The organism is Pseudomonas deceptionensis (assembly GCF_900106095.1).
Classification (GTDB): domain Bacteria; phylum Pseudomonadota; class Gammaproteobacteria; order Pseudomonadales; family Pseudomonadaceae; genus Aquipseudomonas; species Aquipseudomonas deceptionensis.
On the sequence record NZ_FNUD01000002.1, the window covers coordinates 2,718,949 to 2,741,134 of the forward strand.

25 protein-coding genes are annotated in these 22,186 nt (G+C 59.3%); 11 read left to right on the forward strand and 14 right to left on the reverse strand.

Annotation, left to right across the window (positions count from 1 at the left end; translation table 11 throughout):
* Window positions 1–92: 92 nt before the first annotated feature.
* The 3 genes from BLW11_RS12475 (at window position 93) to BLW11_RS12485 (ending at window position 2,144) form a co-directional block, all read left to right on the forward strand.
* Window positions 93–527, forward strand: coding sequence for an acyl-CoA thioesterase (locus BLW11_RS12475; RefSeq protein ID WP_048358441.1), 435 nt, complete (start codon window positions 93–95; stop codon window positions 525–527).
* Between the two features lie 73 nt (window positions 528–600).
* Window positions 601–1,560, forward strand: a complete 960-nt coding sequence (locus BLW11_RS12480; protein ID WP_048358440.1) for a tRNA dihydrouridine synthase — start codon at window positions 601–603, stop codon at window positions 1,558–1,560.
* A 125-nt stretch (window positions 1,561–1,685) separates the two neighbouring features.
* Complete coding sequence (locus tag BLW11_RS12485) at window positions 1,686–2,144, forward strand: Hsp20 family protein (RefSeq protein WP_048358439.1); 459 nt, start codon at window positions 1,686–1,688, stop codon at window positions 2,142–2,144.
* Window positions 2,145–2,266: 122 nt separating this feature from the next.
* On the opposite strand, the gene pbpG is transcribed toward BLW11_RS12485, so the two are convergent.
* The 3 genes from pbpG to BLW11_RS12500 all read right to left on the reverse strand — a co-directional run bounded on the left by pbpG (window position 2,267) and on the right by BLW11_RS12500 (window position 4,342).
* A complete protein-coding gene (gene pbpG, locus BLW11_RS12490; protein WP_048359497.1) occupies window positions 2,267–3,205 on the reverse strand; it encodes a D-alanyl-D-alanine endopeptidase in 939 nt (312 codons plus the stop codon).
* Between the two features lie 364 nt (window positions 3,206–3,569).
* The gene (locus tag BLW11_RS12495; protein ID WP_048358438.1) at window positions 3,570–3,779 is read right to left on the reverse strand and encodes a helix-turn-helix domain-containing protein; all 210 of its coding nucleotides are present in this window, start codon (window positions 3,777–3,779) and stop codon (window positions 3,570–3,572) included.
* Between the two features lie 11 nt (window positions 3,780–3,790).
* The gene (locus tag BLW11_RS12500) at window positions 3,791–4,342 is read right to left on the reverse strand and encodes a DUF2975 domain-containing protein (protein WP_048358437.1); all 552 of its coding nucleotides are present in this window, start codon (window positions 4,340–4,342) and stop codon (window positions 3,791–3,793) included.
* Between the two features lie 230 nt (window positions 4,343–4,572).
* Between BLW11_RS12500 and BLW11_RS12505 the strand changes: the two genes are divergently transcribed.
* Entirely contained in the window at window positions 4,573–5,514 is a 942-nt protein-coding gene (locus tag BLW11_RS12505; protein WP_048358436.1) for a class I SAM-dependent methyltransferase, read from the forward strand.
* Window positions 5,515–5,732: 218 nt separating this feature from the next.
* Here BLW11_RS12505 and BLW11_RS12510 read toward each other — a convergent pair whose 3' ends face one another.
* Entirely contained in the window at window positions 5,733–6,251 is a 519-nt protein-coding gene (locus tag BLW11_RS12510; RefSeq protein WP_048358435.1) for a Dps family protein, read from the reverse strand.
* A gap of 206 nt (window positions 6,252–6,457) precedes the next feature.
* Here BLW11_RS12510 and BLW11_RS12515 point away from each other — a divergent pair, with 206 nt between their 5' ends.
* Together BLW11_RS12515 and BLW11_RS12520 are read left to right on the forward strand one after the other, a co-directional pair.
* A complete protein-coding gene (locus BLW11_RS12515) occupies window positions 6,458–7,153 on the forward strand; it encodes an AzlC family ABC transporter permease (protein WP_048358434.1) in 696 nt (231 codons plus the stop codon).
* Window positions 7,150–7,461: an AzlD domain-containing protein gene (locus tag BLW11_RS12520; protein WP_048358433.1), complete on the forward strand. Its 312-nt coding sequence runs from the start codon at window positions 7,150–7,152 to the stop codon at window positions 7,459–7,461. The genes BLW11_RS12515 and BLW11_RS12520 overlap by 4 nt, the downstream gene beginning before the upstream one ends.
* Here BLW11_RS12520 and BLW11_RS24065 read toward each other — a convergent pair.
* The 3 genes from BLW11_RS24065 to BLW11_RS12535 all read right to left on the reverse strand — a co-directional run bounded on the left by BLW11_RS24065 (window position 7,409) and on the right by BLW11_RS12535 (window position 8,404).
* On the reverse strand, window positions 7,409–7,603 hold the full coding sequence (locus tag BLW11_RS24065; RefSeq protein WP_074836775.1) for a hypothetical protein: 195 nt from the start codon (window positions 7,601–7,603) through the stop codon (window positions 7,409–7,411). The two genes, BLW11_RS12520 and BLW11_RS24065, sit on opposite strands and share 53 nt — an antisense overlap.
* Before the next feature lie 95 nt (window positions 7,604–7,698).
* The gene (locus tag BLW11_RS12530) at window positions 7,699–7,893 is read right to left on the reverse strand and encodes a hypothetical protein (protein ID WP_048358432.1); all 195 of its coding nucleotides are present in this window, start codon (window positions 7,891–7,893) and stop codon (window positions 7,699–7,701) included.
* Between the two features lie 160 nt (window positions 7,894–8,053).
* Entirely contained in the window at window positions 8,054–8,404 is a 351-nt protein-coding gene (locus BLW11_RS12535) for a hypothetical protein (protein ID WP_048358431.1), read from the reverse strand.
* Between the two features lie 232 nt (window positions 8,405–8,636).
* On the opposite strand from BLW11_RS12535, the gene BLW11_RS12540 reads away from it, so the two are divergent.
* Window positions 8,637–9,455: a shikimate 5-dehydrogenase gene (locus BLW11_RS12540; protein ID WP_048358430.1), complete on the forward strand. Its 819-nt coding sequence runs from the start codon at window positions 8,637–8,639 to the stop codon at window positions 9,453–9,455.
* Window positions 9,456–9,493: 38 nt separating this feature from the next.
* Here the strand turns inward: BLW11_RS12540 and BLW11_RS12545 are convergent, their stop codons facing one another.
* The 6 genes from BLW11_RS12545 to BLW11_RS12570 form a co-directional block, all read right to left on the reverse strand.
* Window positions 9,494–10,165, reverse strand: coding sequence for a YceH family protein (locus BLW11_RS12545; protein ID WP_048358429.1), 672 nt, complete (start codon window positions 10,163–10,165; stop codon window positions 9,494–9,496).
* Window positions 10,166–10,352: 187 nt separating this feature from the next.
* Complete coding sequence (locus BLW11_RS12550; protein ID WP_048358428.1) at window positions 10,353–11,669, reverse strand: MFS transporter; 1,317 nt, start codon at window positions 11,667–11,669, stop codon at window positions 10,353–10,355.
* A 190-nt stretch (window positions 11,670–11,859) separates the two neighbouring features.
* Window positions 11,860–12,510 carry an N-carbamoylsarcosine amidohydrolase gene (locus BLW11_RS12555; protein ID WP_048358427.1) on the reverse strand — a complete coding sequence of 217 codons (651 nt, stop codon included), beginning with the start codon at window positions 12,508–12,510 and terminating at the stop codon, window positions 11,860–11,862.
* A 9-nt stretch (window positions 12,511–12,519) separates the two neighbouring features.
* Window positions 12,520–13,275: a maleate cis-trans isomerase family protein gene (locus tag BLW11_RS12560; RefSeq protein ID WP_048358426.1), complete on the reverse strand. Its 756-nt coding sequence runs from the start codon at window positions 13,273–13,275 to the stop codon at window positions 12,520–12,522.
* Window positions 13,276–13,286: 11 nt separating this feature from the next.
* Complete coding sequence (locus tag BLW11_RS12565; RefSeq protein ID WP_048358425.1) at window positions 13,287–14,123, reverse strand: alpha/beta hydrolase; 837 nt, start codon at window positions 14,121–14,123, stop codon at window positions 13,287–13,289.
* On the reverse strand, window positions 14,120–15,268 hold the full coding sequence (locus tag BLW11_RS12570) for an FAD-dependent monooxygenase (RefSeq protein WP_048358424.1): 1,149 nt from the start codon (window positions 15,266–15,268) through the stop codon (window positions 14,120–14,122). Before BLW11_RS12570 ends, BLW11_RS12565 begins: the two co-directional genes overlap by 4 nt.
* 336 nt (window positions 15,269–15,604) lie before the next feature.
* On the opposite strand from BLW11_RS12570, the gene BLW11_RS12575 reads away from it, so the two are divergent.
* From BLW11_RS12575 to BLW11_RS12590, 4 genes are all read left to right on the forward strand, one after another.
* Window positions 15,605–16,642, forward strand: coding sequence for a 2,5-dihydroxypyridine 5,6-dioxygenase (locus BLW11_RS12575; RefSeq protein WP_019826130.1), 1,038 nt, complete (start codon window positions 15,605–15,607; stop codon window positions 16,640–16,642).
* 119 nt (window positions 16,643–16,761) lie between these two features.
* On the forward strand, window positions 16,762–17,226 hold the full coding sequence (locus BLW11_RS12580) for a MarR family winged helix-turn-helix transcriptional regulator (protein ID WP_048359496.1): 465 nt from the start codon (window positions 16,762–16,764) through the stop codon (window positions 17,224–17,226).
* A 177-nt stretch (window positions 17,227–17,403) separates the two neighbouring features.
* Complete coding sequence (locus BLW11_RS12585; RefSeq protein ID WP_048358423.1) at window positions 17,404–17,892, forward strand: (2Fe-2S)-binding protein; 489 nt, start codon at window positions 17,404–17,406, stop codon at window positions 17,890–17,892.
* A gap of 14 nt (window positions 17,893–17,906) precedes the next feature.
* Entirely contained in the window at window positions 17,907–21,467 is a 3,561-nt protein-coding gene (locus BLW11_RS12590; protein WP_048358422.1) for a molybdopterin cofactor-binding domain-containing protein, read from the forward strand.
* Here the strand turns inward: BLW11_RS12590 and BLW11_RS12595 are convergent.
* Window positions 21,461–22,120, reverse strand: coding sequence for a TetR/AcrR family transcriptional regulator (locus BLW11_RS12595; RefSeq protein ID WP_048358421.1), 660 nt, complete (start codon window positions 22,118–22,120; stop codon window positions 21,461–21,463). The genes BLW11_RS12590 and BLW11_RS12595 overlap by 7 nt on opposite strands.
* Between the last annotated feature and the right edge of the window lie 66 nt (window positions 22,121–22,186).

Consider the following 22,186-nt stretch of genomic DNA (forward strand, 5'->3'; position numbering starts at 1 on the left):
TCAACCTTTTCCCTCTGTCTGTCCCGCCCACGCCTTTGCACCGGCCGGGTGCGTTACACTGCGCGTCTTATTTGTGTGTCAGGAGGCAGGGCATGGGTTGGGATTTGGCAGCGCCGTTCATTATTGATCTGGAGGTTCAGGCCGAAGACATAGACGGTTTTGGCCATGCCAATAACGCGGCCTATGTTGTCTGGCTTGAGCGTTGTGCCTGGCGCCACTCCCAGCGCCTGGGGCTGGACCTCACCGAGTACCGTCGTCTTGACCGTGCCATGGCGGTGTCCCGGCATGAAATCGATTATCTGGCCAGCGCCTACGAAGGCGATGAGCTGCAACTGGCGACCTGGATTGTCGATTGTGACCAGCGCCTGCGCATGACCCGTCACTTTCAGCTTATACGCCCCTGCGATGGTGTGACCCTGTTGCGTGCGCAAACCACCTTTGTCTGCATCGAACTTTCCACCGGCAAGCCCAAGCGCCTGCCGCCCGAGTTTCTGGAAGGTTATGGCCCGGCTGTCGTGACGGCCTGATCCATCGCGTTTGCTCGTACCCCCAGGCCACAGAACCCCGTAAACTGCCGCACGTTTTTGATGAGAGTCACCCATGCAAATTGCTTTGGCGCCGATGGAGGGGTTGGTCGACAACATCCTGCGTGATGTTCTGACCCGCACCGGCGGTATTGACTGGTGTGTGACCGAATTTATTCGGGTCACCGAGCGGGTATTACCAGAAGCCTACTTCCATAAATTCGCCCCCGAACTCCAGCATGGCGCGAAAACTCGCGCCGGTGTGCCGCTGCGTGTGCAGTTGCTGGGGTCCGACCCCTCCTGTCTGGCCGATAACGCGGCGTTGGCCTGCGAGCTGGGTTCGGGGGTTATTGACCTCAATTTTGGTTGCCCGGCCAAGACGGTGAACAAGTCACGTGGCGGTGCGGTCCTGCTCAAGGAGCCCGAGCTGCTGCACGCGATCTTGCTGCAAGTGCGCCGCACGGTGCCTGCGCATATCCCGGTGACGGCCAAGATGCGACTGGGCTTCGATACGCCGGACAGCGCCAATGAGTGCGCCATTGCTCTGGCTGAAGGCGGTGCGAGCCAGATCGTGGTGCATGCGCGGACCAAGATGGATGGCTACAAGCCGCCAGCCCACTGGGAGTACATCGCCCAGGTGCAGGAGGCCGTGAAGGTGCCGGTCTTTGCCAACGGCGATATCTGGTCGGTTGAAGACTGGCGTCGTTGCCGCGAAATCAGTGGCGCCGAAGACATCATGCTCGGTCGAGGGCTGGTGTCGCGTCCGGACCTGGCCGCGCAGATCGTCGCTGCCCGTGCCGGCGAAGAAGTGGTGGAAATGACCTGGGCCGATCTTCAGCCCATGATCCGCGATTTCTGGGCCCAGGCCGAAGCCCAGTTGACCCCGCGCTCGGCGCCGGGCCGGCTCAAGCAATGGCTGGCGATGCTGACCCGCAACTACCCTGAAGCCATGGTGCTGTTCAATGCCATGCGCCGTGAAACAGACTGTGAAAAGGTCCGGCATCTGGTCAATAACCCGCCTTCGGACGCTGCCTGAAGCGTCTGAAAAAAAAAATCAAAAAAAAGCCTTGAAATGCTTTTGGCGGTCCCTATCTAAGGGGTACGCGATGCCGAAACCGGGTCGCGTAAATCAAATCTCGCTGAAATCAGGAGGATGAAATTATGAGCAACGCATTTTCTATGGCGCCACTGTTCCGTAATTCTGTCGGCTTTGACCGTTTTAGTGATTTGTTTGAAACCGCTTTGCGCAATGAGCCAACCGGCTATCCACCTTACAACGTCGAGAAACACGGTGAAGACAGCTATCGCATCGTGATTGCGGCGGCAGGGTTCAGACAAGAAGACCTGGACCTGCAAGTGGAGAAAGGTGTGTTGACCGTCAGCGGCAGCAAACGTGAAAGCAGCACGGAAAGTGCAGGTAGCAACGTGACCTATCTGCATCAGGGTATTGCACAGCGGGCATTTAAATTGTCCTTCCGTCTCGACGATCATATCGAGATCAAAGGTGCAGGCTTGAGCAACGGCCTGTTGAGCATCGACCTGCAGCGGGTCGTGCCGGAAGAGGCAAAAGCCAAACGTATCCCGATCAATGGGGATTCGCAGCCTGCTCTGCAAAACTGATCTGAGCATGCGCTAGCCAAGAACCCCGTCTTTCAGGCGGGGTTCTTTTTTTCAGCTGTATTTGACGAGCAGTACGCAGGCATTTGTCCCCGACCTCTCCCCGGGGCAAGTGCCTGCTTTTTTTACTTCGCGGCTTGCCCTGCGGTGATTTGTTGCTTGTGCAGGTTTTTATCCGCTTTGTAGCGCAAGGCTACATCCGGCACGCTGCCGCTTTTACCGGTTTCAACCCAGTTGCGGATTCGGCCGGCATCGGCGAAGTGCGTGTATTTGCCGAAGGCGTCCAGGATCACCAACGATACCGGGCGGTTGCCCATTTCGGTCACCAGCACCAGGCAATGGCCGGCCTGATTGGTAAAGCCGGTCTTGGTGATCTTGATATTCCACTTATCCTTTTTCACCAGATGGTCGGTGTTGTGGAAGCCCAGGGTGTAGTTGGGTTTGCGGAACGCCACGGTCTTTTCTTTGGTGGTGCTCAACTGGCTGAGCATCGGGTAATGGCGTGCCGTTGCCAGCAGCTTGCTCAGGTCGCGCGCGGTGGAGACGTTGTGGATCGACAGCCCGGTCGGCTCGACATAGTGGGTGCTCATCATGCCCAGGCTTTTGGCTTTGGCGTTCATTGCCGCGATAAAGGCCACGTAGCCGCCCGGGTAGTGGTGCGCCAGGCTGGCCGCTGCACGGTTTTCCGAGGACATCAGGGTGATCAGCATCATTTCGTGGCGCGACAGTTCGCTGCCAATCTTGACCCGCGAGAACACGCCTTTCATTTCCGGGGTGTCGCTGATATTGACCGAGATGTACTCATCCATCGACTGCTTGGCGTCCAGCACCACCATGGCGGTCATCAGCTTGGTCACCGAGGCGATGGGGACGATGGCGTCGGGGTTGCTGGCGTAAATGACCTTGTTGGTTTGCAGATCGATCAGCATCGCGCTGCCTGAGGCGATGTGCAGCTGTGAGGTATCCCTGGGAGCCAAGGTGCTTTCAGCCGCTGCGGCGATTGAAGAAGCGCTGGTGCCTGCCAGAACCAAACACAGGCTTAAAATAGAAAGATGAATTTTCACGCAGAATGACTCGAAAATGGTTGGGAAGTACCGGTCTGCAACGTCTGCTACACACATATCGTTACATTTTGTCAGTATGGATCAATGCCAGCAGAAATGCCTGATTTCGCGGGGGGTTATCAGAGATTATTAATGTTCGATGTTTTGAGTGGCCACGGGAATTCTGGGGCGTAAATTCACGGTGTTGGCCTGGCACGGATTCGTGCCTCGGCGAGCCTAGCAGTGCAATGCTGTTGGCTGGCTGAACAGAGGTGAGTGTTGGGCATGAGGCTGTGACGTGGCGGCAGGGCCGGTAAGGCGGGAGGGGGGATTTTGACAGGTACAGCGCCTGTGGAGCTGTGACTCCACAGGCGAGGAGGCGTACTCAGGGTTCTGGTTGATAGTGCAGCAAGTCCCCCGGCTGACAATCCAGTGCAAGGCAAATGGCTTCCAGGGTGGCGAGCCTAATGCCTTTGACTTTCCCTTGTTTGAGCAGTGACAGGTTTTGCTCGGTGATGCCGACCATTTGCGCGAGGTCTTTGGATTTGACCTTGCGCATGGCCAGCATGACGTCCAGCTTAATCTCGATCGGCATCTTGGCCTCTTTTAAACAAACTGCTGATTTTCTCGCGCCAACGAACAGGCGTTGCAGAGGCTGCGGGCGATGATCATAAGAGAAGCGGAGAGGAATAAGGCAACAAGATGCGACGGTTCAAAGCTGATGGTGAGCAAACGTTCGCCATCAGGCCGCAAAAATGTGATCCAGACACTCATGACCGGTGTCAGTAAGAGGCAAGCCAGCACCCACAATGAGACGCTTTTGCCTACTTTGCCCAGCAGTTCCGCCGACTCCGCCGAGAAGTATTCCCCGTTGCTGTAGGCCAGAAACAGACTGCGCAGTGCCAGTAAACCCTTGGCCAGTATCAGCAGGGGAATGCTGGACAGCACAATTGCACCTGCGACTTGCCACCAGGGCATCTGGAGAATGTCTGCATTGAGTGTTTTGCTCATGGCGCTCAGGCTGAATCCGCCTACGTAGGTGCCTATGACGTCGGGGAAAATCCAGTAAGCGATATTGGCCAGCAGCATGCCCGCCACGAGTGCCAGAGTGGCGGTTGCCAGGGTTCGGCTGCGATCGGCCAAGTGATCAGTTTTCATCGAAAAATCCTTCTGGTAGTACGGATGTTTTTTAAGTGCCCGGATTCTGCGCAGAAACGGTAGGCGGTATTTTGTGGTGCAAGTATCGTAATTCGATAAGAAATGATTGTAAAACGATAATTTATTGATTTTCAGGAATGGCTTTACGGTTGCATGAACGTGCTGTGTTGATTAGGCAGGGCTGTGCAATTGTGTAAAATGCCGGCCCTTGAAATTGACCGGCCGGCCTGATGACTCCTGAAGCGTTAACCACTCTGCATCTGCACCTATTGACTGCTCTGGAGGCTGCGCCCGACGAAACCCGGCGTTTGTTCCATGGGCGCGGACGGTGCTGGCCGGGGCTTGAGCAGTTGACGGTGGACTGGCTGCAAGGCGTGGTGCTGGTCTCGCTGTTCAAGGAGCCCGATGCCGGGCAACTGGACGCCTTGAAGCAACTGCTGATGACGGTTGTGCAGTCACCCGCATGGCAAGCCAGCGGGGCGCACACACTGGTGCTGCAACATCGCTATACGCTGCAGAGCGACACCGAATGGCTCGTGGGTGAGGCGGTTGATGAGTGGACGCTGACGGAAGGCGGGTTGCGCTATCGAGTGGATCTGGGCCGCAAGCAGAACAACGGCCTGTTCCTGGACATGCGTTACGGCCGTGACTGGGTGCGGGCCAACGCCGAGGGCAAGCGGGTATTGAACCTTTTTGCCTACACCTGCGGCTTTTCAGTGGCCGCGATAGAAGGCGGCGCCGAGCATGTGGTCAACCTCGACATGTCCCGTGCAGCGCTGAGCCGCGGGCGCGACAACCATCGCCTGAACGGGCATGACATGAGCAAGGTGACGTTTCTGGGGCATGAACTGTTCAAGTCCTGGGGCAAGGTGAAAAGTACCGGTCCTTACGATCTGGTGATCATCGACCCGCCGTCGTTCCAGAAAGGCAGCTTTCTGTTGACCAAGGATTACCAGCGCGTCGTTCGGCGCTTGCCGGAGTTGCTCAGCGAAAACGGCACAGTTCTGGCCTGCATGAACGATCCTGCACTGGGTTCGGATTTTCTGATCGATGGCGTTACCCGTGATGCACCGGGCCTGCGTTTTGTCCAGCGTCTGGATAACCCGCCTGAGTTCCCGGATGCCGACACCGAATGCGGATTGAAAGCGCTGGTGTTCAAACAGGGCGTTTGACAGGCAAAAAAAAGCCCGCTGGGGGAGGTGCGGGCCAAGGGGTTCATTGAATGAGCAATGAGCAGGGCGAATATACCGCTCGCCGGGTTCAAAGACTGTGAAACAAAATTCATGCTGCGCCGCCCCATCCGGTAGCCGCTGAGGAGCGTAGCGAGGCTGCGGTGGGGTACCCCCGATCGCAGCCTTCGTTCCTCGTCAGCGACTACAGGGGCGATGGGTTATTTGGTCCGCGAGGACTCAAACAGGAACCAGACGCGGCGCTCGGCTTCGTCGATCCAGTTTTCCAGCAGGCTGGTGGTCGCCACATCCCCAAGCTCGGCGCACATGTCGTGGGTTTCACGCATGTAGGCGGCCAGCTGGATATTGTCTTCGCGCAGTTCGGCCAGCATGTCGCTCGGGGTCACGAAATCAGCATCGTTATCCAGCAGGCGCTGCAGCTTCTTGATATGGCCCACGGAGCGAAGGGTGGTGCGCCCCAGCTTGCGCACGCGCTCGGCAATGGCGTCGGTGGTGGCGAAGATCTGCTCGGCCTGTTCGTCCAGCAGCAGGTGGAAGTCGCGGAAATGCGGGCCGGACATGTGCCAGTGGAAGTTCTTGGTTTTCATGTAAATGGCAAAGGTGTCAGCCAGCAGTGCATTCACTTCGGCCGCAATGTCGATACAGGCTTTTTCGCTGAGCGCCGTAGGTGTCCGCAGATCGGCCTTTCTGTTTTCCTTGGCGGATTTCAGGTCTGTCATGGTGGTTCCTCGTGGCAGCGGTTGATCGGAATTAATGTTGCGTGAGTGCGGCTGACTAAAGACCAGGATCGGTCGCCCGTCAAACCCGTCGGGGTATTTCAGATGACCCGCGCAATGCTTTTGAAAGGCGCTGAGCAAGATCGTTCAAGACTTTTGTCGCCCGGATTGCGACGCTTTGCCGCTGCTTACTGCCGGGAGGTTTTTTGATGTCTGATTCGCTTGCTCGAACCGCGTTTGTTCGCGGCACAGTTGCCTGCCTTCCGTTGACGCTGGCGTGCGCGCCCTGGGGATTGCTGGCGGGTTCCACGGCCATTGATGCCCAGCTGACCCCTGCACAGAGCCAGGGGCTGTCACTGTTTGTGTTCGCCGGTGCCGCGCAACTGGTCGCCATTGGCATGATCAAGGGGGGCGCCAGCGCGATTTCGATCCTGGTGACCACCTTGCTGCTGACCTCGCAACATTTGCTCTATGCCATGCACCTGCGCCCGCTGGTGTCGCCGCTGGAACCCAAATGGCGCCTGGGGCTCGGGTTCTTGCTGACGGATGAGTTCTTTGCCCTGGTCAGCCCGTTTGACCGGCAAACCTTCAACCGCTGGTATGCCCTGGGTGTCGGGCTGTGCATGTATGTGGGCTGGAACATCTTCACCCTGCTCGGGGTGGTGCTGGGCAAGAGTATTCCGGGGCTGGACCAGCTTGGCCTTGAGTTCTCGATTGCCGCGACCTTTATCGCCCTCATTACACCTGTCGTGCGCAATATCCCGACAGTCGTCTGCGTGGCGGTCTCATTGTTGACGGTGGTGCTGTTCAGTTACTGGCAATGGGAGTCGGCTATTGTGCTGGCGGGGCTGGCAGGCATGGTCGCGGGTTATCTGTGCAAGCGACTGGAGGGGTACTGGGCATGATCTGGGCGATTATTGGCGGGATGACACTGATACTGTTTTTCAACCGCTATCTGTTTTTGGAGCCCCGGTTGCCGATTCGCCTGAATCGCGGGGTCAAAGAGTTTTTGGGCTTTGCGGTGCCGGGGATGCTGACGGCCATTTGCGGGCCGATCATTTTCGTCAAGGATCATGGGCTCGACCTGAGCCCGGGCAACCCGTACCTGCTGGCCGGGCTGTGTGCGATAGGGTTGATGCTCTGGAGCCGTAACGTGCTGCTCAGTGTTGCGTTGAGTGTGGCGCTGTTTTATCTGTTTCGCTGGTGGCTTTGATTTGTGCCGCTGCGCGTGAGGTAAACGGGCCGCTGACGGCAACGCCGTCACTGACCACATACCAGCACGCCAGCAGGCCATGAGCGCGCAGTGGGGCGGGTACTGCGCTGCCGATGACTGACATGACTTGAATACTGGGCATAAGAACCTCCTTCGAACAATGACGCCACCTTACGGCCTGGGCCGCTGCACAAAAAATCATTGCGCTTGATAGTCGTCATTGATGTCGATGAGGTGTCAGTCAACCACCAGATCGAGCATGTGCATGACTTCCTGATCACTCATCAGCCCTTTGCTGACAAGGTGCTGGGTCAGGAGTGACACCAGCTTGGCCGTGCGATGGCCTTCGAGCTGCTTGAGCTCGGTGAGGGTGTTGTACACCTTGCTGGAGGTGCAGAGCCCGATGGTGTGGTGCGGGTTTTGTGTCGGCATAAAGGTCGTCCTTGTTTTTATGGGTGTGGCGATGAGCGTGCTGTCTGCGCTCCATAATGCCGCAGTCCGGGCCAGCGCGGTGTCTCATCCGCGACATTCATATTATCTATTTGGACCCTCCGGCAGCTGAACGGGCCTGCCGGTTTTGCGCATGCCGGTACTACCAGCGTGGCGGGCCGTAATAGCCACGTGGCGGGCCGTAGTACACCGGGTGCGGGCGGCCGTAGTAGCCCTGATAGTAGACGGGCTGAGGTGCCTGGACGTACACCGGCTGCGGCTGGTAGTAGACCGGTGGGGCCTGGACGTAGACCGGTTGTGGCTGGACATAGACCGGTTCCTGAACGTAAACCGGACGCGGGCCCTGGTTTGCGATGACCGAACCGACGACTGCGGCACCGACCACCGCGCCAACAATGGCAGGTCCGGCACCCCAGCCGCCATGAGCCGAGGCCTGGCCGGCGACAGCCAGGGCGCCGATAAGCAAAGCGACTTTGGGGATGGTACGCATCATGACGATTCCTCGAGTTTCAGCCCCCGACGTTTTGGCCTGCACCAGGCCGCGGATATTCGCGGGGATAATCTTAAGACCGTGCTTTTTAAAAAACTGCGAAGCACTTTGGTAAATTTTGTGTAAGGTCTGCGGGCGCTGAGACGTTTCAGCAAGAGCAGTCGCGCTATGATCCAACAAAATTCTCAGTACGGCTTGTGCCGTCTATCTAAAAGCATTCAGCAAGGAGATGAGCATGCAAATGAATCCGGATAAAGACACCCGGCTGTGCATATCGCTGTCAGGCCGGCCGGGCAACTTCGGACTGCGTTTTCATAATCATCTATACGAACAGCTGGGCCTGAACTTTTACTACAAGGCTTGCAGCAGCAAAGACCTTGCGGGTGCCGTGACAGGTATTCGGGCGCTGGGGATTCGTGGCTGCGGCGTATCGATGCCTTTCAAGGAGGCGGTGATTGAGCTGGTGGACGAGCTGGATGCTTCGGCGCGGGCGATCGCGTCGATCAATACCATCGTTAACACCGACGGCCATCTCAAGGCCTACAACACCGATTACATCGCCATTGCGCAACTGCTCGACACTCATAAAGTCCCCAAGGACACCACCTTTGCCTTGCTGGGCAGCGGCGGGATGGCCAAGGCAGTCGCTTCGGCGCTGCGCGATGGCGGTTATCGCAACGGGGTGATCGTGGCGCGTAACGAAGCGACCGGGTCCGCGCTGGCGGCAAGCTGCGGCTATGACTGGCAACCGGAGCTGGCGGCACACCGACCGCAGATGCTGATAAACGTTACGCCGGTGGGCATGACGGGCGGGGCAGAAGCCGATGATCTGGCCTTTGAGGCAGATGCCATTGATCGCTGCAAAATCGTCTTTGACGTGGTGGCCATTCCGGTGGAAACGCCATTGATCATTCGCGGTCGTGCTCAGGGCAAGCACGTGATCACGGGGCTTGAGGTTATTGCGATTCAGGCGCTGGAGCAGTTTGTGCTGTACACCGGTGTTCGACCTGCGGCCGCGCAGTTCCAGGCCGCCGTGGCGTTTGCCCGCAGTTGAGGGCCGTGTCGGGCGAGTTGCCTCGCCCGGTTCAAGCTTTACTCCAGCTCTGCCAGGCGCGCTTCAAGGGCGGCGATGCGTGCCTCAAGGGCTTCAAAACGCTCCAGCGATACCCCTGAACCACTGCTGCGTTCTGCGGGTTGCTGGCGGGCGACCATGAGTGTTTCGATATCGGCCGGGTCACCCAGCGCATGCATGTAGCGGTCTTCGCGCTGGCCGCTCTGGCGCGGTACCAGCAGTGCAAGGTCCCGGGCAATCAGGCGCTCCAGCTGGTGCTGGACCTGATCGGTATCTTCGAAATCGTGCATGCGCGAACTGCGGGTCAACAGCTCGTTCAGCGTTTGCGGGCCCCGCAGAAACAACAGCCCCAGCAGCACCACTTGGCCAGGGACCAGTTCCAGGGCCTTGTCGACCTTATGCTCCCAGCGATCGGCACGGCTGCCCATGACCAGCCGGGTAAAGCCGCGGCCTTCCAGTGCGCGCAGGCTTTGCCCGACTTGACCCTGGTTGAGGTTCATAACCGGTTCACGGCTGGTTTTCTGGTTGCAGGCCAGCACCAGTGCATTGAGGGTCAAGGGGTAGGTTTCGGGGTTGGTGGCCTGTTTCTCGATCAAGGAGCCGAGAATGCGGATCTCGGTGCTGTTGAGCAGAGGTCCGGTGTCAGATTCGATCGGTGTGTTATCTGAGAGCTGACTAGCGGGAACTTCCATTTTCTTCTCCAAATTGAGTAACCGTTGCCAGCGACCATTGTGGAGTCTTTTGCGCGGTAGAGCGACTGTCATGTAACCCTGCTGTGGGGGCGAGCCTGCTCGCGATGGATCGGCGCAGTCAGCCAGACAAGCTGCGTTGCCAGCATCGCGAGCAAGCTCGCTCCCACAGGTTGTTCCTTGTCGTTGATCAGCGGTTGACCAGTTTGGCGGGGAGGGCGATTACCAGCAGGCTGCTCAGCAGCAGGCAGCTGGCGAAGAACCACAGTGCGCCGGAGCCGCTGCCGGTCACGTCGATGGCGATGCCCATCAGTGAGTTGCTCACCAGGCCCGCGATATTGGCCAGGGAACACGCCAGGGCGAAGCCGGTAGCGGCGGCACGGCCCTTGAGGAACGTTGCCGGCAAGCTGAAAAACACCGGCACGGCACCGATGATGGCGGCCGAGGCAATGGCGAACAGTAGAACGGTCGCAAAGACGTTATGGCTGTAGAAGGTCGTGCCGGCCATGGCGGCCGCGCCGATCAGGAAGGGCACGATGATGTGCCAGCGGCGTTCGCGATGACGGTCGGAGCTGGCGCCAATCATCAGCATGCCAATCAGGGCGGCGGCGCTGGGCAGGGCGGTCAGTACGCCGATGTGGAAGTTGTCGGCCACGCCCGCATTGCGAATGAAGGTGGGCATCCAGAACGCCATGGCGTAGGCGCTGAGCAGGATGGAGAAGTCGATACCGCCAAGCATCCAGACCTTGAGGTTGAAGAAGCCGTCGCGAAAGCTGTGCTTGCTGTTTTTGCCTTCGGCGTCGTCCTGGCGCAGCTCGTGTTCAAGCAGCGCTTTTTCTTCGTCGTTCAGCCATTTTGCGGTGTGATGGCTGTTGGGCAGGGCCCAGAACGTCAGAATGCCCAGCAACACGCTGGGGATCGCTTCGATGATAAACAGCCATTGCCAGCCCCTGAGCCCTGCCGTGTTGTCGAACGCGCCCATGATCCAGCCCGAGAGCGGCCCGCCGATCACGCTGGAGAGCGGCATGCCGATCATGAACAGGGCAATGATGCGGCCCCGTCGGTGAGTCGGAAACCAGGTCGTCAGGTAGTAGAGGACGCCGGGCAGAAAGCCGGCCTCGGCCGCACCCAGCAAGAAGCGCACGATATAGAACTGGGTAGGGGTGGTGACCAGCATGGTGCAGGCCGAGAGCAGGCCCCAGGTGATCATGATCCGGGCAATCCAGATCTTGGCGCCGACCTTTTCCAGGGCCAGGTTGCTTGGCACTTCGAAAATGATATAGCCGACGAAAAACAGCCCGGCGCCCAGGCCAAACGCCGTTTCGCTGAACTGCAGATCGCCCAGCATTTGCAACTTTGCGAAGCCAATGTTGATCCGGTCCAGATAGGACGCCAGATAACAGAAGCAGAGGAACGGGATGAGTTTCCAGGTGATCTTGCGATAGAGCACCTGGACCGGGTCCGCGCTAACAGCCGCGGGGGTTGTACCAGCATTTGCAGAGGGCATGTGTGTCTTCCTGGCGGTGACTTTATGGTTGTTGTGTAGCCGCGATCAGTGCTTTGGCAGGCTCGTGAAGCGGCTTCCAAAGGCAGTGTCAGAAGACTGGGCAGGCCTGGTTAGGGCCCTTGCTCAGTATGGGTGACCAGTGCTCTACGGCCTGGTTCAATGGCAGATATCCCTGTCTGCCAGTTGTTGCCTAAACAGTTTTTATGAAGTGACTCATGGCCTCCTGTTTGCTGACGACGTCGCCATATTTACTGTCGATATCAAACAGATTGGCCTCGTGGGGGGCGCTGTGGCGATCACCGACACATTCGCGCACCACGATGGTTCTGAAGCCGTGTTGCACGGCATCCACTGCCGTTGCCCGGATACAGCCACTGGTCGAGCAGCCGGCCAGTACCACGGTGTCGATGCCCTGCGCGTGCAACAGTGATGCAAGGCTGGTGCCGAAAAAGGAGCTGGCGTACTGCTTGCTGATGACGACTTCATCCGGGGTTGGCAGTACCTCTTCGCAGAAGGCGGCCAGCGGGTTGCCCTCCACCATGTCCTGCATGACCGGGGCCTTTTTTACCCAGATGCCGCCGTCAATAAAATGCCCGGGGTGATAGCGGATATTGGTATGCACCACCAGCACTCCATTTTTGCGCGCGCAGGTTAGCAGCTCGACACTCTCGGCCACAGCGCTGACTACGCCAGGTGCGAACAGTGGCGCACCTTTTTGTGTGTAGCCTTGCATGAAGTCGATCATCAGCAGCGCAGGCTTTTTGCCAAAGCCGATGCGCTGCCCCCAAACGCCTTGATAGTTGGCGTCGGCGCTTTGCTGTTCATTCTGTTGCTCGGTCATGACCCGCTCCTATTTGTAAGCGCCGGACAGCAGGGCCCCGGCACCTGGCACGATGGGTTCCAGATTGAGGGCCTTGAGCATGGCGTAGGTGGTGGCGATGGCGGCGGTGAGCACCGGCTTGCCGGTTTGCGCTTCAACCTGGGCCACCACGGGCAGGGATTGCATCTGCACGCAGGCCGACAGCACGATCACGTCCACGCCTTCAAGGTTCATGCTGCTGACAATGGCGGGCAAGTTGGCCGGGTCGTGGCGGGCCACTTCCAGGTTGTCGGGGATTTCCAGGGCGCGCCAGTCCACCACTTCAAAGCCTTCTGCGCGAATGTAATCCACCACCAGTTCGGTCAGCGGCTTCATGTAAGGCGCGACGATGGCGATTTTTTTCGCACCCATTACCTTGAGGCCGTCGATCAGGGCGCCGGCGCTGGTAATGACCGGGGCGTTACCGTCATTTTCTGCGGTGGCCCGGGTCAGGCGTTGTTCGGATTTGCGGTGGTAACCCAGCCCCATGGCCATGATCGCCACCAGGCAGGCGTAGCCCAGCACGTCGACCCTGGCGTCGGACAGTTCAACCGCGCAGCGGTCGGACTCGCCGTCCATGGCCGCCAGTTCCTCCTTGCGTACCTGCTTCATGCGCATGCGGCTGGAGTGAAAGGTGAAGCGTTCGGGGCGGATCAACTGGCGTGCGGTCAGCATCGCCGGGATCTCGGTTTCCATGGTGGTGTTGGAGCTCGGCACAATCTGGCCGATGCGGTAAGGCTTGATCACGGGGTGTCTCCTTAAGCGGTGCGCTGAGTGCGGGTCGGGGGGTGGTCATAAAACTCGCCGAAGGTGGCGAGGAAACCCTCAAGGTCGTCCCACGGGATCATGTGGCCGGCGTTCTCGACGCGGGCAATGTTGATGGCGGGGTTCAGGTCGAGGATTTCTGCTTCGTCCCCGGCCTGAATCACACCACCGCGCCCGGCGACCATCAGCAGGGTGGGCACCGCCAGTTTTGGCAGGTCCTGATGGAAGTCCACGTCATGGAAGTCATTAAAGGCGCGCACGATGGCGGGCTCATAACAGGTGTGCAGCCACTCGGCGCGCAACTGCAGCTGCTCCAGGGTCCAGGTCGGGCAAAAGGCACGCATGGCCTGTGCATCCATCCCGGTCACGGCCAGGCGGATCGAGTCCACGTACCACGGCAGCTTGCTTGGGTATTCGCGGCGGCCGGGCCCGGAGACAGGCGGGTCGATCAGTACCAGACTTTGCAGTCCGGCCGGGTTGCGCGCGGCGCTGCGCACGGCAAAGCGCGCCCCCATGGAGTGGCCGGCGAGGTGGTAATGAGTAAGGCCCAATGCCTGGGCAAAGGCGGAGATGTCATCGGCGCAGGCGTCGGTGCCGTAGTCCAGGTCGGGGCCACTGGAAGACAGGCCGCGCCCCCGGGCATCGAGCACGTAGGTGTCGAAGTGCTCGCCCAGCCGCTCGGCCACAAAGCCCCAGGTGATGGCCGGGCTGGTGATCCCGGGGATCAGCAGCAGGACCGGTTTTGCGCCGTTGTCCTGGCCACCGTAGCGCAGGTAGTGCTGGCGTATGCCGTTGGCCTGGACATTGGCGCCGTGGATAAAGGTGCTCATGCCAGGGCTTCCGATTCAAGTGAGTGGCTGTAGATGTCGTAGCCGTAAACCCAGGCCGGATCTTCCTGCGTGCGCAGCCAGGTGTTGGCGTTGGACACAGCCTGTACCCGTGAAGCGCGATCCTTGCGATTGGCTTCGTACAGTTCGAAGGCAGTTCGGTAATCACTCAGCCCGGTTTCTTGCAGGCAGCGGGTCAGCATGGCGGCGTCTTCAATGGCCATGCCGGCGCCTTGGGCCATATGCGGTTTCATCGGATGGCAGGCGTCGCCCAGCAAGACCAGTCGGCCGCGGCTCCACAGGGGCAGCGGGTTGCGATTGAGCAGCGGCCATTTGCTGACGCTTTCACTGGACTCGATCAGTGCCTGCACCGTCGGGTTGTAGCCGGCGAATGCTTCACGCATTTCCTCGCGGCTGCTGTCCACAAAACTGCCCTGGAAATCCCAGGCCGCGTGCGGCACGCCTGTGACGTAGTAGTACTCATCCCGCTTGGCGGTGGTGTGGTAGACCATCATGTGGCGGTCTTCGCTCCACCACTTCACGCAGTTTTCAAAGTTCAGGTTGTATTTGGCCAGTGTTTCGCTGCGGATGAGTGCGCGGTGGGCCACCCAGCCGCTGTACAGCGGCTTTTCTGCGCCAAGCAACTCTTCGCGGATTTTTGAGTTGATGCCATCTGCGCCAATGACGATATCGGCCTCGGTGCTGGTGCCGTCGCTGAAGTGCAGGCGCACCAGAGAGTCGGTTTCTTCGAGGCGGGTCAGGCATTTATTGAAGTGGGTGGTGCCCGGCGCGATGGTCGACATTTGCAGTGCATGCAAGTCGCCACGGTGAACCGTGATGTAGGCGGCGCCATATTCCTTGCGCGCAAATTCGCCCAGCGGGATGCGTGACAAGTAGTCGCCGCTGGCGCCGTCACGGCTGAACCAGAAGTCAGGGTGCGAGCCCATGTCGCTTAGTTTCTGTTCGATGCCCATGCGGCGGAAGATCTTCATGATATTGGGCCCCATGTGAATGCCCGCGCCAATGCGGGAAAACGCGGGGGCCTGCTCATAAACATCGACCTGGAATCCGGCTTTTTGCAGCAGCGTGGCTGCCGCAGCACCCCCCAGACCTGCACCGACAATGGCGATTTTTTGTTTTATGGGCATGCAAGGCTTCCTTTTTTCAGGTGGTGGCTGGCAAGAGTCGTGTTTGCGGTGGCCAGCTATTTACAGTGTATACGCTATTTATTTTTGAGTTGCATAGAGCCCTGCGAAAATAAAAATGGCCAGAATGGCGGCTGTGTAACGCCAAGTAACCATTGTTTATTAGGTGTGTGTTGGTATGTAACGGTTTTTTACGTTCTTGAATGGCTTGTAAAAATAATGGGTGTTTACCGTTAAATAGCGTGTACGCTTTAAGTTGAGCCGTGGGATGCAACGCTGACTGCAGAGCAGGGGTGGTGCGCCAAACACATTCAGCGAGTCAATTGAGAGGAACCCTAAATGCCGGTAAGCGACTGCGAACTGACTCAGATGTTTGAGCACGTGTTGAAACTGTCAAAAGTCGATGCGACCCAAAGCGTCGCAGTGTTGAAAAGTCATTACTCCAACCCGCGCACCGTGAGGTCGGCGATGGAGGCTGCTCAGCGTCTGGGTGCCAAGGTGTATGCGGTGGAGTTGCCCTCGTTCAACCATCCGATGGCGATGGGCAATGACATGACGGCTTACTGCGGGGACACCGCACTCACGGGCAATATCGCGGCGCAACGGGCGCTGGAGGCGGCGGATTTGGTGGTCGACACCATGATGTTGCTGCATTCACCCGAACAGGAGCAGATCCTCAAGACCGGCACGCGCATTCTGCTGGCGGTTGAGCCGCCTGAAGTGCTGGCGCGCATGTTGCCCACTCTGGCGGACAAGGAACGGGTAATGGCGGCAGAAAAGCTGCTCAAGCAGGCGCGTTCCATCCATGTCAAATCCAGGGCCGGCAGTGATTTCAAGGCGGCGCTGGGGCAGTATCCGGCGGTGACCGAGTATGGTTTCGCCGACGAACCGGGGCGCTGGGATCACTGGCCAAGCGGCTTTCTGTTCTCGTGGCCCAATGAAGAAACCGCGCAGGGCGTGTTGGTAATCGATGTGGGGGATATCGTCCTGCCGTTCAAGAACTACTCGCGCGAGCAGATCACCCTGGAAATCGATCGGGGCTTCATTACCTCGATTCATGGCGGTTTTGAGGCCGAATACCTGCGCGATTACCTGAAGTACTTCAACGATCCCGAGGTGTACGGCATTTCCCATATCGGTTGGGGGCTACAGCCCCGTGCCCAGTGGACTGCCATGGGCCTGCACGACAAGAACGATGGAATGTGCATGGATGCCCGGGCGTTTGAGGGTAACTTCCTGTTTTCCACCGGGCCCAACACCGAGGTCGGGGGCACGCGCAAGACGCCATGCCACCTGGATATCCCGCTGCGCCATTGCGATATTTATCTGGATGACCTGGCGGTGGTCACCGGCGGGGTGGTGGTTGCATCCAGGTAGAGGCCGCACGTCCTTGTAAATGACCTGCGCTGGCAGACCAGCCCCACAGGGGTTGGCGACAGAGTGGCCCGCGCAGGTTAAGGTCATCACCACTCACCCTTCAATTGATCGAGGCCGCTGTGCCGGATACGACAGACAAAAAACCAGGCAGTCCTGTGACATACGACTTTTCCGAGCAGGTAGGTCATTTATTGCGCAAGGCCTACCAGCGCAACATGGCCATTTTTCAGCAGAACATCGGCAACTCACAATTGACCGCCGTGCAGTTCATTACCCTGTGCGCAGTGCATGATCACGGGCCCAGTTCCCTGAGTGAGCTGATCAAGGCCACGGCGGTGGATCAGGCGACCATTCGCGGGATAGTCGAGCGCCTTCAGGCACGCGACCTGATTGCCCTCAAACCTGCGCAGCACGATAAGCGCAAGGTCATCGTCAGCCTCACCGAGGCAGGTGAGCAGCTGGTGCGCGAAACCCAGCCCCATGCCGCACAAGTGAGCGAGTTGACCATGAGCAGGCTCAACCCGGCCGAACGGGTCGCGATGCTGTATTTGCTGCGCAAAATGGTCGATGAAAGCGCCGATTAACCCTTCCCAAGCCCCTTGGCATTGTTCTTGCCTTTATTTGATGAAGTAGTTACTTCATCAATGCCGCGGTAACAGAGGCCCTGCAAGCGCAGGGCTTTGCTACGCACTTTTCATGAAGTAAACACTTAATAAGATCCGCTCAAACAGTGCGGACGTTGCTACCCGGGGAAGCCTTGCATGAGCGATCAAACCCTTGCGCCTGTCAAAACGGTAACACTTCAAGTCAACGGGCAGCGGGTTGCGGTTACAGCAATGGCTGATACGCCCTTGCTGCTGGTACTGCGCAATGATTTGCAGCTGAACGGCCCGAAATACGGCTGTGGCCTGGGCGAGTGCGGTGCGTGCACGGTGATCATTGACGGGGTGGCTGCCCGCTCCTGTGTTTTCCCCCTGTCCGGGGCCGAGGGGCGAACCATCACCACCCTTGAAGGCATCGGCACCCGCGAGCATCCGCACCGGGTCCAACAAGCGTTTATTGATGAGCAGGCGGCGCAATGCGGCTACTGCATGAACGGCATGATCATGACCGCCAAGGCATTGCTTGATCGCAACCCCCACCCCAGCGAAGAACAGATTCGAAACGAACTGTCAGCCAACCTCTGTCGCTGCGGCACCCATATCGAAATTATGCGTGCGGTCATGCTTGCCGCCCGTCCAAAGCCCTGAACGGATTGATGACTATGACCCTTACCACGCTCACCCGTGATCAGTTGTTGGCCAAGTCTGGCGTTTTGCTGATCGTCGATCAGATCCAGCCCCCCTCGGGCCCGGTGGCCAAAGGCGGTGTGCCGGTGCTCAAGCCCAAGGAGCTGGGGTTGTTTATTGCGGTAAACGATGACGGCCAGGTCTACGGGTTTAACGGCCATGTGGATTTGGGCACGGGGATTCGTACCTCACTGGCGCAGATCGTGGCCGAAGAACTGGATCTGGCACTGGAGCAGGTGTGCATGGTGTTGGGGGATACCGATAGCGCACCGAATCAGGGCGCAACCATCGCCAGCGCCACCATTCAGATCACGGCGATCCCTTTGCGCAACGCAGCCGCTGAAGCGCGGCGTTTTTTGCTGGCCCGGGCCGCGCAGCAACTGGGTGTAGAGGCGGATGCCTTGCTGATGGAAAACGGCGTGATCAAAAGCGCCGACGGCCGCGAGCGTTCGTTTGCCAGCCTGGTCGGGAACGAGCGCCATGTGCTGAGCATTTCCGGGGATGCACCGCTCAAGGCGGTGCAAGACTATCGACTGGTGGGCAAGGCCTCGGCCCGGGTGGATATCCCCGCCAAAGCCACGGGCGAGCTGATCTATGTGCATGACATGCGCCTGCCGGACATGCTGCATGGCCGGGTGATCCGCCCGCCCTATGCCGGGCTGGACAGTGGCGAGTTTGTCGGCAACAGCCTGCTGGAGGTGGACGAGTCGTCCATCGCGCATATTCCGGGCATCGTCAAAGTGGTGGTGATCCGCGACTTTGTGGGCGTGGTTGCCCTGCGTGAAGAGCAGGCCGTGAAGGCCGCCCAGGCGCTGAAAATAACCTGGAAAGCCTGGAATCAAAAACTGCCCGACATGGATGATGTCGAGCAGGCGATCCGCGACAACCCGCGGGTACAGCGTGTGGTGCTGGACAAGGGCAATGTGGAACAGGCATTGGCGCAGGCCAGTGAACGCATGCCTCGCACCTATTTGTGGCCCTATCAGATCCATGGCTCCATTGGCCCGTCCTGTGGCCTGGCGGATTATCAGCCTGAGCAGATACGGGTGTGGTCCGGCACGCAAAACCCGCATCTACTGCGCGCGGACCTGGCCTGGCTGCTGGAGTATCCGGAAGAGCGCATTGAGATTATTCGCATGGAGGCGGCGGGGTGTTATGGGCGCAATTGCGCGGATGACGTGTGTGCCGATGCGTTGCTGTTGTCCCGGGCTGTGGGGGTGCCGGTGCGGGTGCAACTGACCCGCGAGCAGGAGCATGTGTGGGAGCCCAAGGGCTCGGCGCAGTTGATGGAAGTGGACGGCGGGATCAATGCCGACGGCGGTGTGGCCGGTTATGACTTTCAAACCAGTTACCCCTCCAACGGTGCGCCGACCCTGGCCTTGCTGCTGACAGGACGCGTGGAGCCGGTGGCGGCGATGTTCGAAATGGGGGATCGGACCTCGATCCCGCCTTATGATTTCGAGCACATGCGCGTAACGATCAACGACATGTCGCCGATCGTGCGGGCGTCGTGGATGCGCGGAGTGTCGGCGTTGCCCAATACCTTTGCCCATGAATCGTATATCGATGAATTGGCCTTCGCCGCAAAGGTTGACCCTGTCGAATACCGCTTGCGCTATTTGCACGATGATCGGGCTTCGGAGCTGGTCAGGGCGACGGCCGCACGTGCCGACTGGGTGGCGCGTACCGAGCCCATGCAAACCCCGGAGCAGGACAATATCTTGCGTGGCCGCGGTTTCGCCTACGCCCGCTACATCCATAGCAAGTTCCCCGGCTTTGGGGCGGCATGGGCGGCGTGGGTTGCGGATGTGGCGGTTGATCGGCTCAGCGGTGAAGTGTCGGTCACGCGGGTGGTGATTGGCCATGATGCGGGGATGATGGTCAACCCGGCCGGGGTGCAGCATCAAATACACGGCAATGTGATTCAGGCCACCAGCCGCGTCCTGAAAGAGCGCGTGACCTTCGAAGAGTCCACCGTGAGCAGCAAGGAATGGGGCGCTTATCCGATTCTGACGTTCAAGCAGGTGCCGAAAATCGACGTGTTGATGATGCCGCGTCAGCACGAGCCGCCCATGGGGGCCGGTGAGTCGGCGGGTGTGCCCAGTGCGGCCGCCATCGCCAATGCCATTTTTGATGCCACCGGCATTCGATTTCGGGAGCTGCCGATTACCTCGGAGCGTGTACTGGCTGCGCTCAAGCATTCGCAGGAAGCGGCAGCGCCACCTCCCGAAGAGATAAAACCCAAGCGCTCAAAGTGGTGGTTTGCGCCGTTGGTTGCCGGGTTTGGCGCCTTGGTCGGTATGGCCGCTACGGCGTTGCCCTGGCGTGCAGAAATCGCCCCCATTGTTCCGCCTGCATTGGGTACCTGGTCGGCGGCCACCCTGGAACGCGGGCGGTTGCTGGCGGCGGTGGGTGATTGCGCGGTCTGCCATACCGCCCCGGACGGTGTGACCAATGCGGGCGGTCTGGAGATGCAGACGCCATTTGGCAAGTTGTACAGCACCAACATCACTCCCGATCCCGAAACCGGTATCGGCAAGTGGTCTTACACGGCGTTCGAGCGCGCGATGCGAGAGGGAATCAGCCGTGATGGCAAGCATTTGTATCCGGCCTTTCCTTACACCTCTTTTCGCAATATTGACGATGCCGACATGCAGGCGCTGTATGCCTACCTGATGTCACAGGCGCCGGTCAGCCAGCCGGCCAAGGCCAACGACATGCAGTTCCCGTTCAATATGCGGCCGCTGATGGCGGGCTGGAATGCGATTTTTTTGCGCTCGGGTGAAGTCAAGGCACAACCCCAACGCAGTGCCCAATGGAATCGCGGCGCTTATCTGGTCAATGGCCTGGGGCATTGTGCGGCCTGCCATTCGCCGCGCAACGTGATGGGCGCGCAGAAGGGCGGCGCGTCCTTTCTGGCGGGGGGCATGGTAGATGGCTGGGAGGCTCCGGCGCTCAATGGCTTGTCCAAGGCGCCGACGCCGTGGACTGAAAATCAGCTGTTCACCTACCTGAGTACCGGTTACTCCGATGCCCACGGGGTAGCGGCCGGGCCCATGGGGCCGGTGGTCAGCGAATTGGCAAAGCTGCCTGATGCCGACCGCAGGGCCATGGCGGTGTACCTGGCTTCGCTGAGTACGGATGCGCAGGCCGCTCCCGCGTCCGAGCCGAAAGCCGACCCCAGTGTTGATGCGGTGGCGTTGAGCAATGGCCAGCGAGTCTTCGAGGGTGCTTGCCAGGCCTGCCATGCGGACGGCCTGGGACCAAAACTGTTTGGCGTCAGCCCGTCATTGGCCAGCAACAGCAACGTGCACAGCGCGCTGCCCGACAACCTGCTGAAAGTGATCTTGCAGGGCATCCCGACGCCCGCAACGGCAGACCTTGGCTACATGCCCGGCTTCAAAGACAGCCTGTCGAACCGCCAAATCAGCGAGCTGGCGGCGTACCTGCGCAACCGTTTTGCCCCGGCCGAACCTGCGTGGCAGGGGTTGCAGCAAAAGGTGGCGCACGTGCGGGCCAACCCGGGCACTCATTGATCCGTAGCAACGGCCGGTAGTGTCATGACGCCGCGTATGACCAGGTCGCTGATGAACGCCAGCCAGTCTTGCTGCTGGCCTTGATCGGCGAGGTCCTGACCCAGGAATGAGGTGAGCGTGTGTTGGTTCGAGTTATAGAAATAGCACAGCGAGGCGATCATCAAATACACGTGGTTGATGTCGACATCCTGGCGAAAAATGCCTTGGCGCTGGCCCGCTTCGATGATTGGCCGGATCACGCCCACGGTGGTGGCCGACAGGCGTCCCATTTCGTGCGACTGCTTGGCGTGTTTGCCTTTGTGCAGGTTTTCGATGGTCAGAATGGCCACGAACTCCGGGTGTTTGACGTAGTAATTCCAGAAAAACGCCACCTGCTGGCGCAAGGCTTCGACCGGTTTGGACAGGTCCGGGCGGCGCAGGCTCTCGGCCTGGTTAAAGGCTTCGTAGGTGTGCTCCAGCACCTGGACAAACAGGTTCTCCTTGCTGGAGAAGTAGTAATAAATCATCCGGTCGTTGGACTCGGCTTCTTTGGATATCTGCTCAATGCGCCCGCCGGCATAGCCGTCGCGGGCGAACACGGTAATGGCGGCCTTGAGAATTCGCGCTTTGGTCAGGTCGGCCTGGTGGGCCCGAACCCCGGTTTTTTTGTTCACGCTGTTGTCCTCCACGATGACGTGTGGCGCTGCTGATAACGAAGAAATTGCAGGCGATGGTACGGC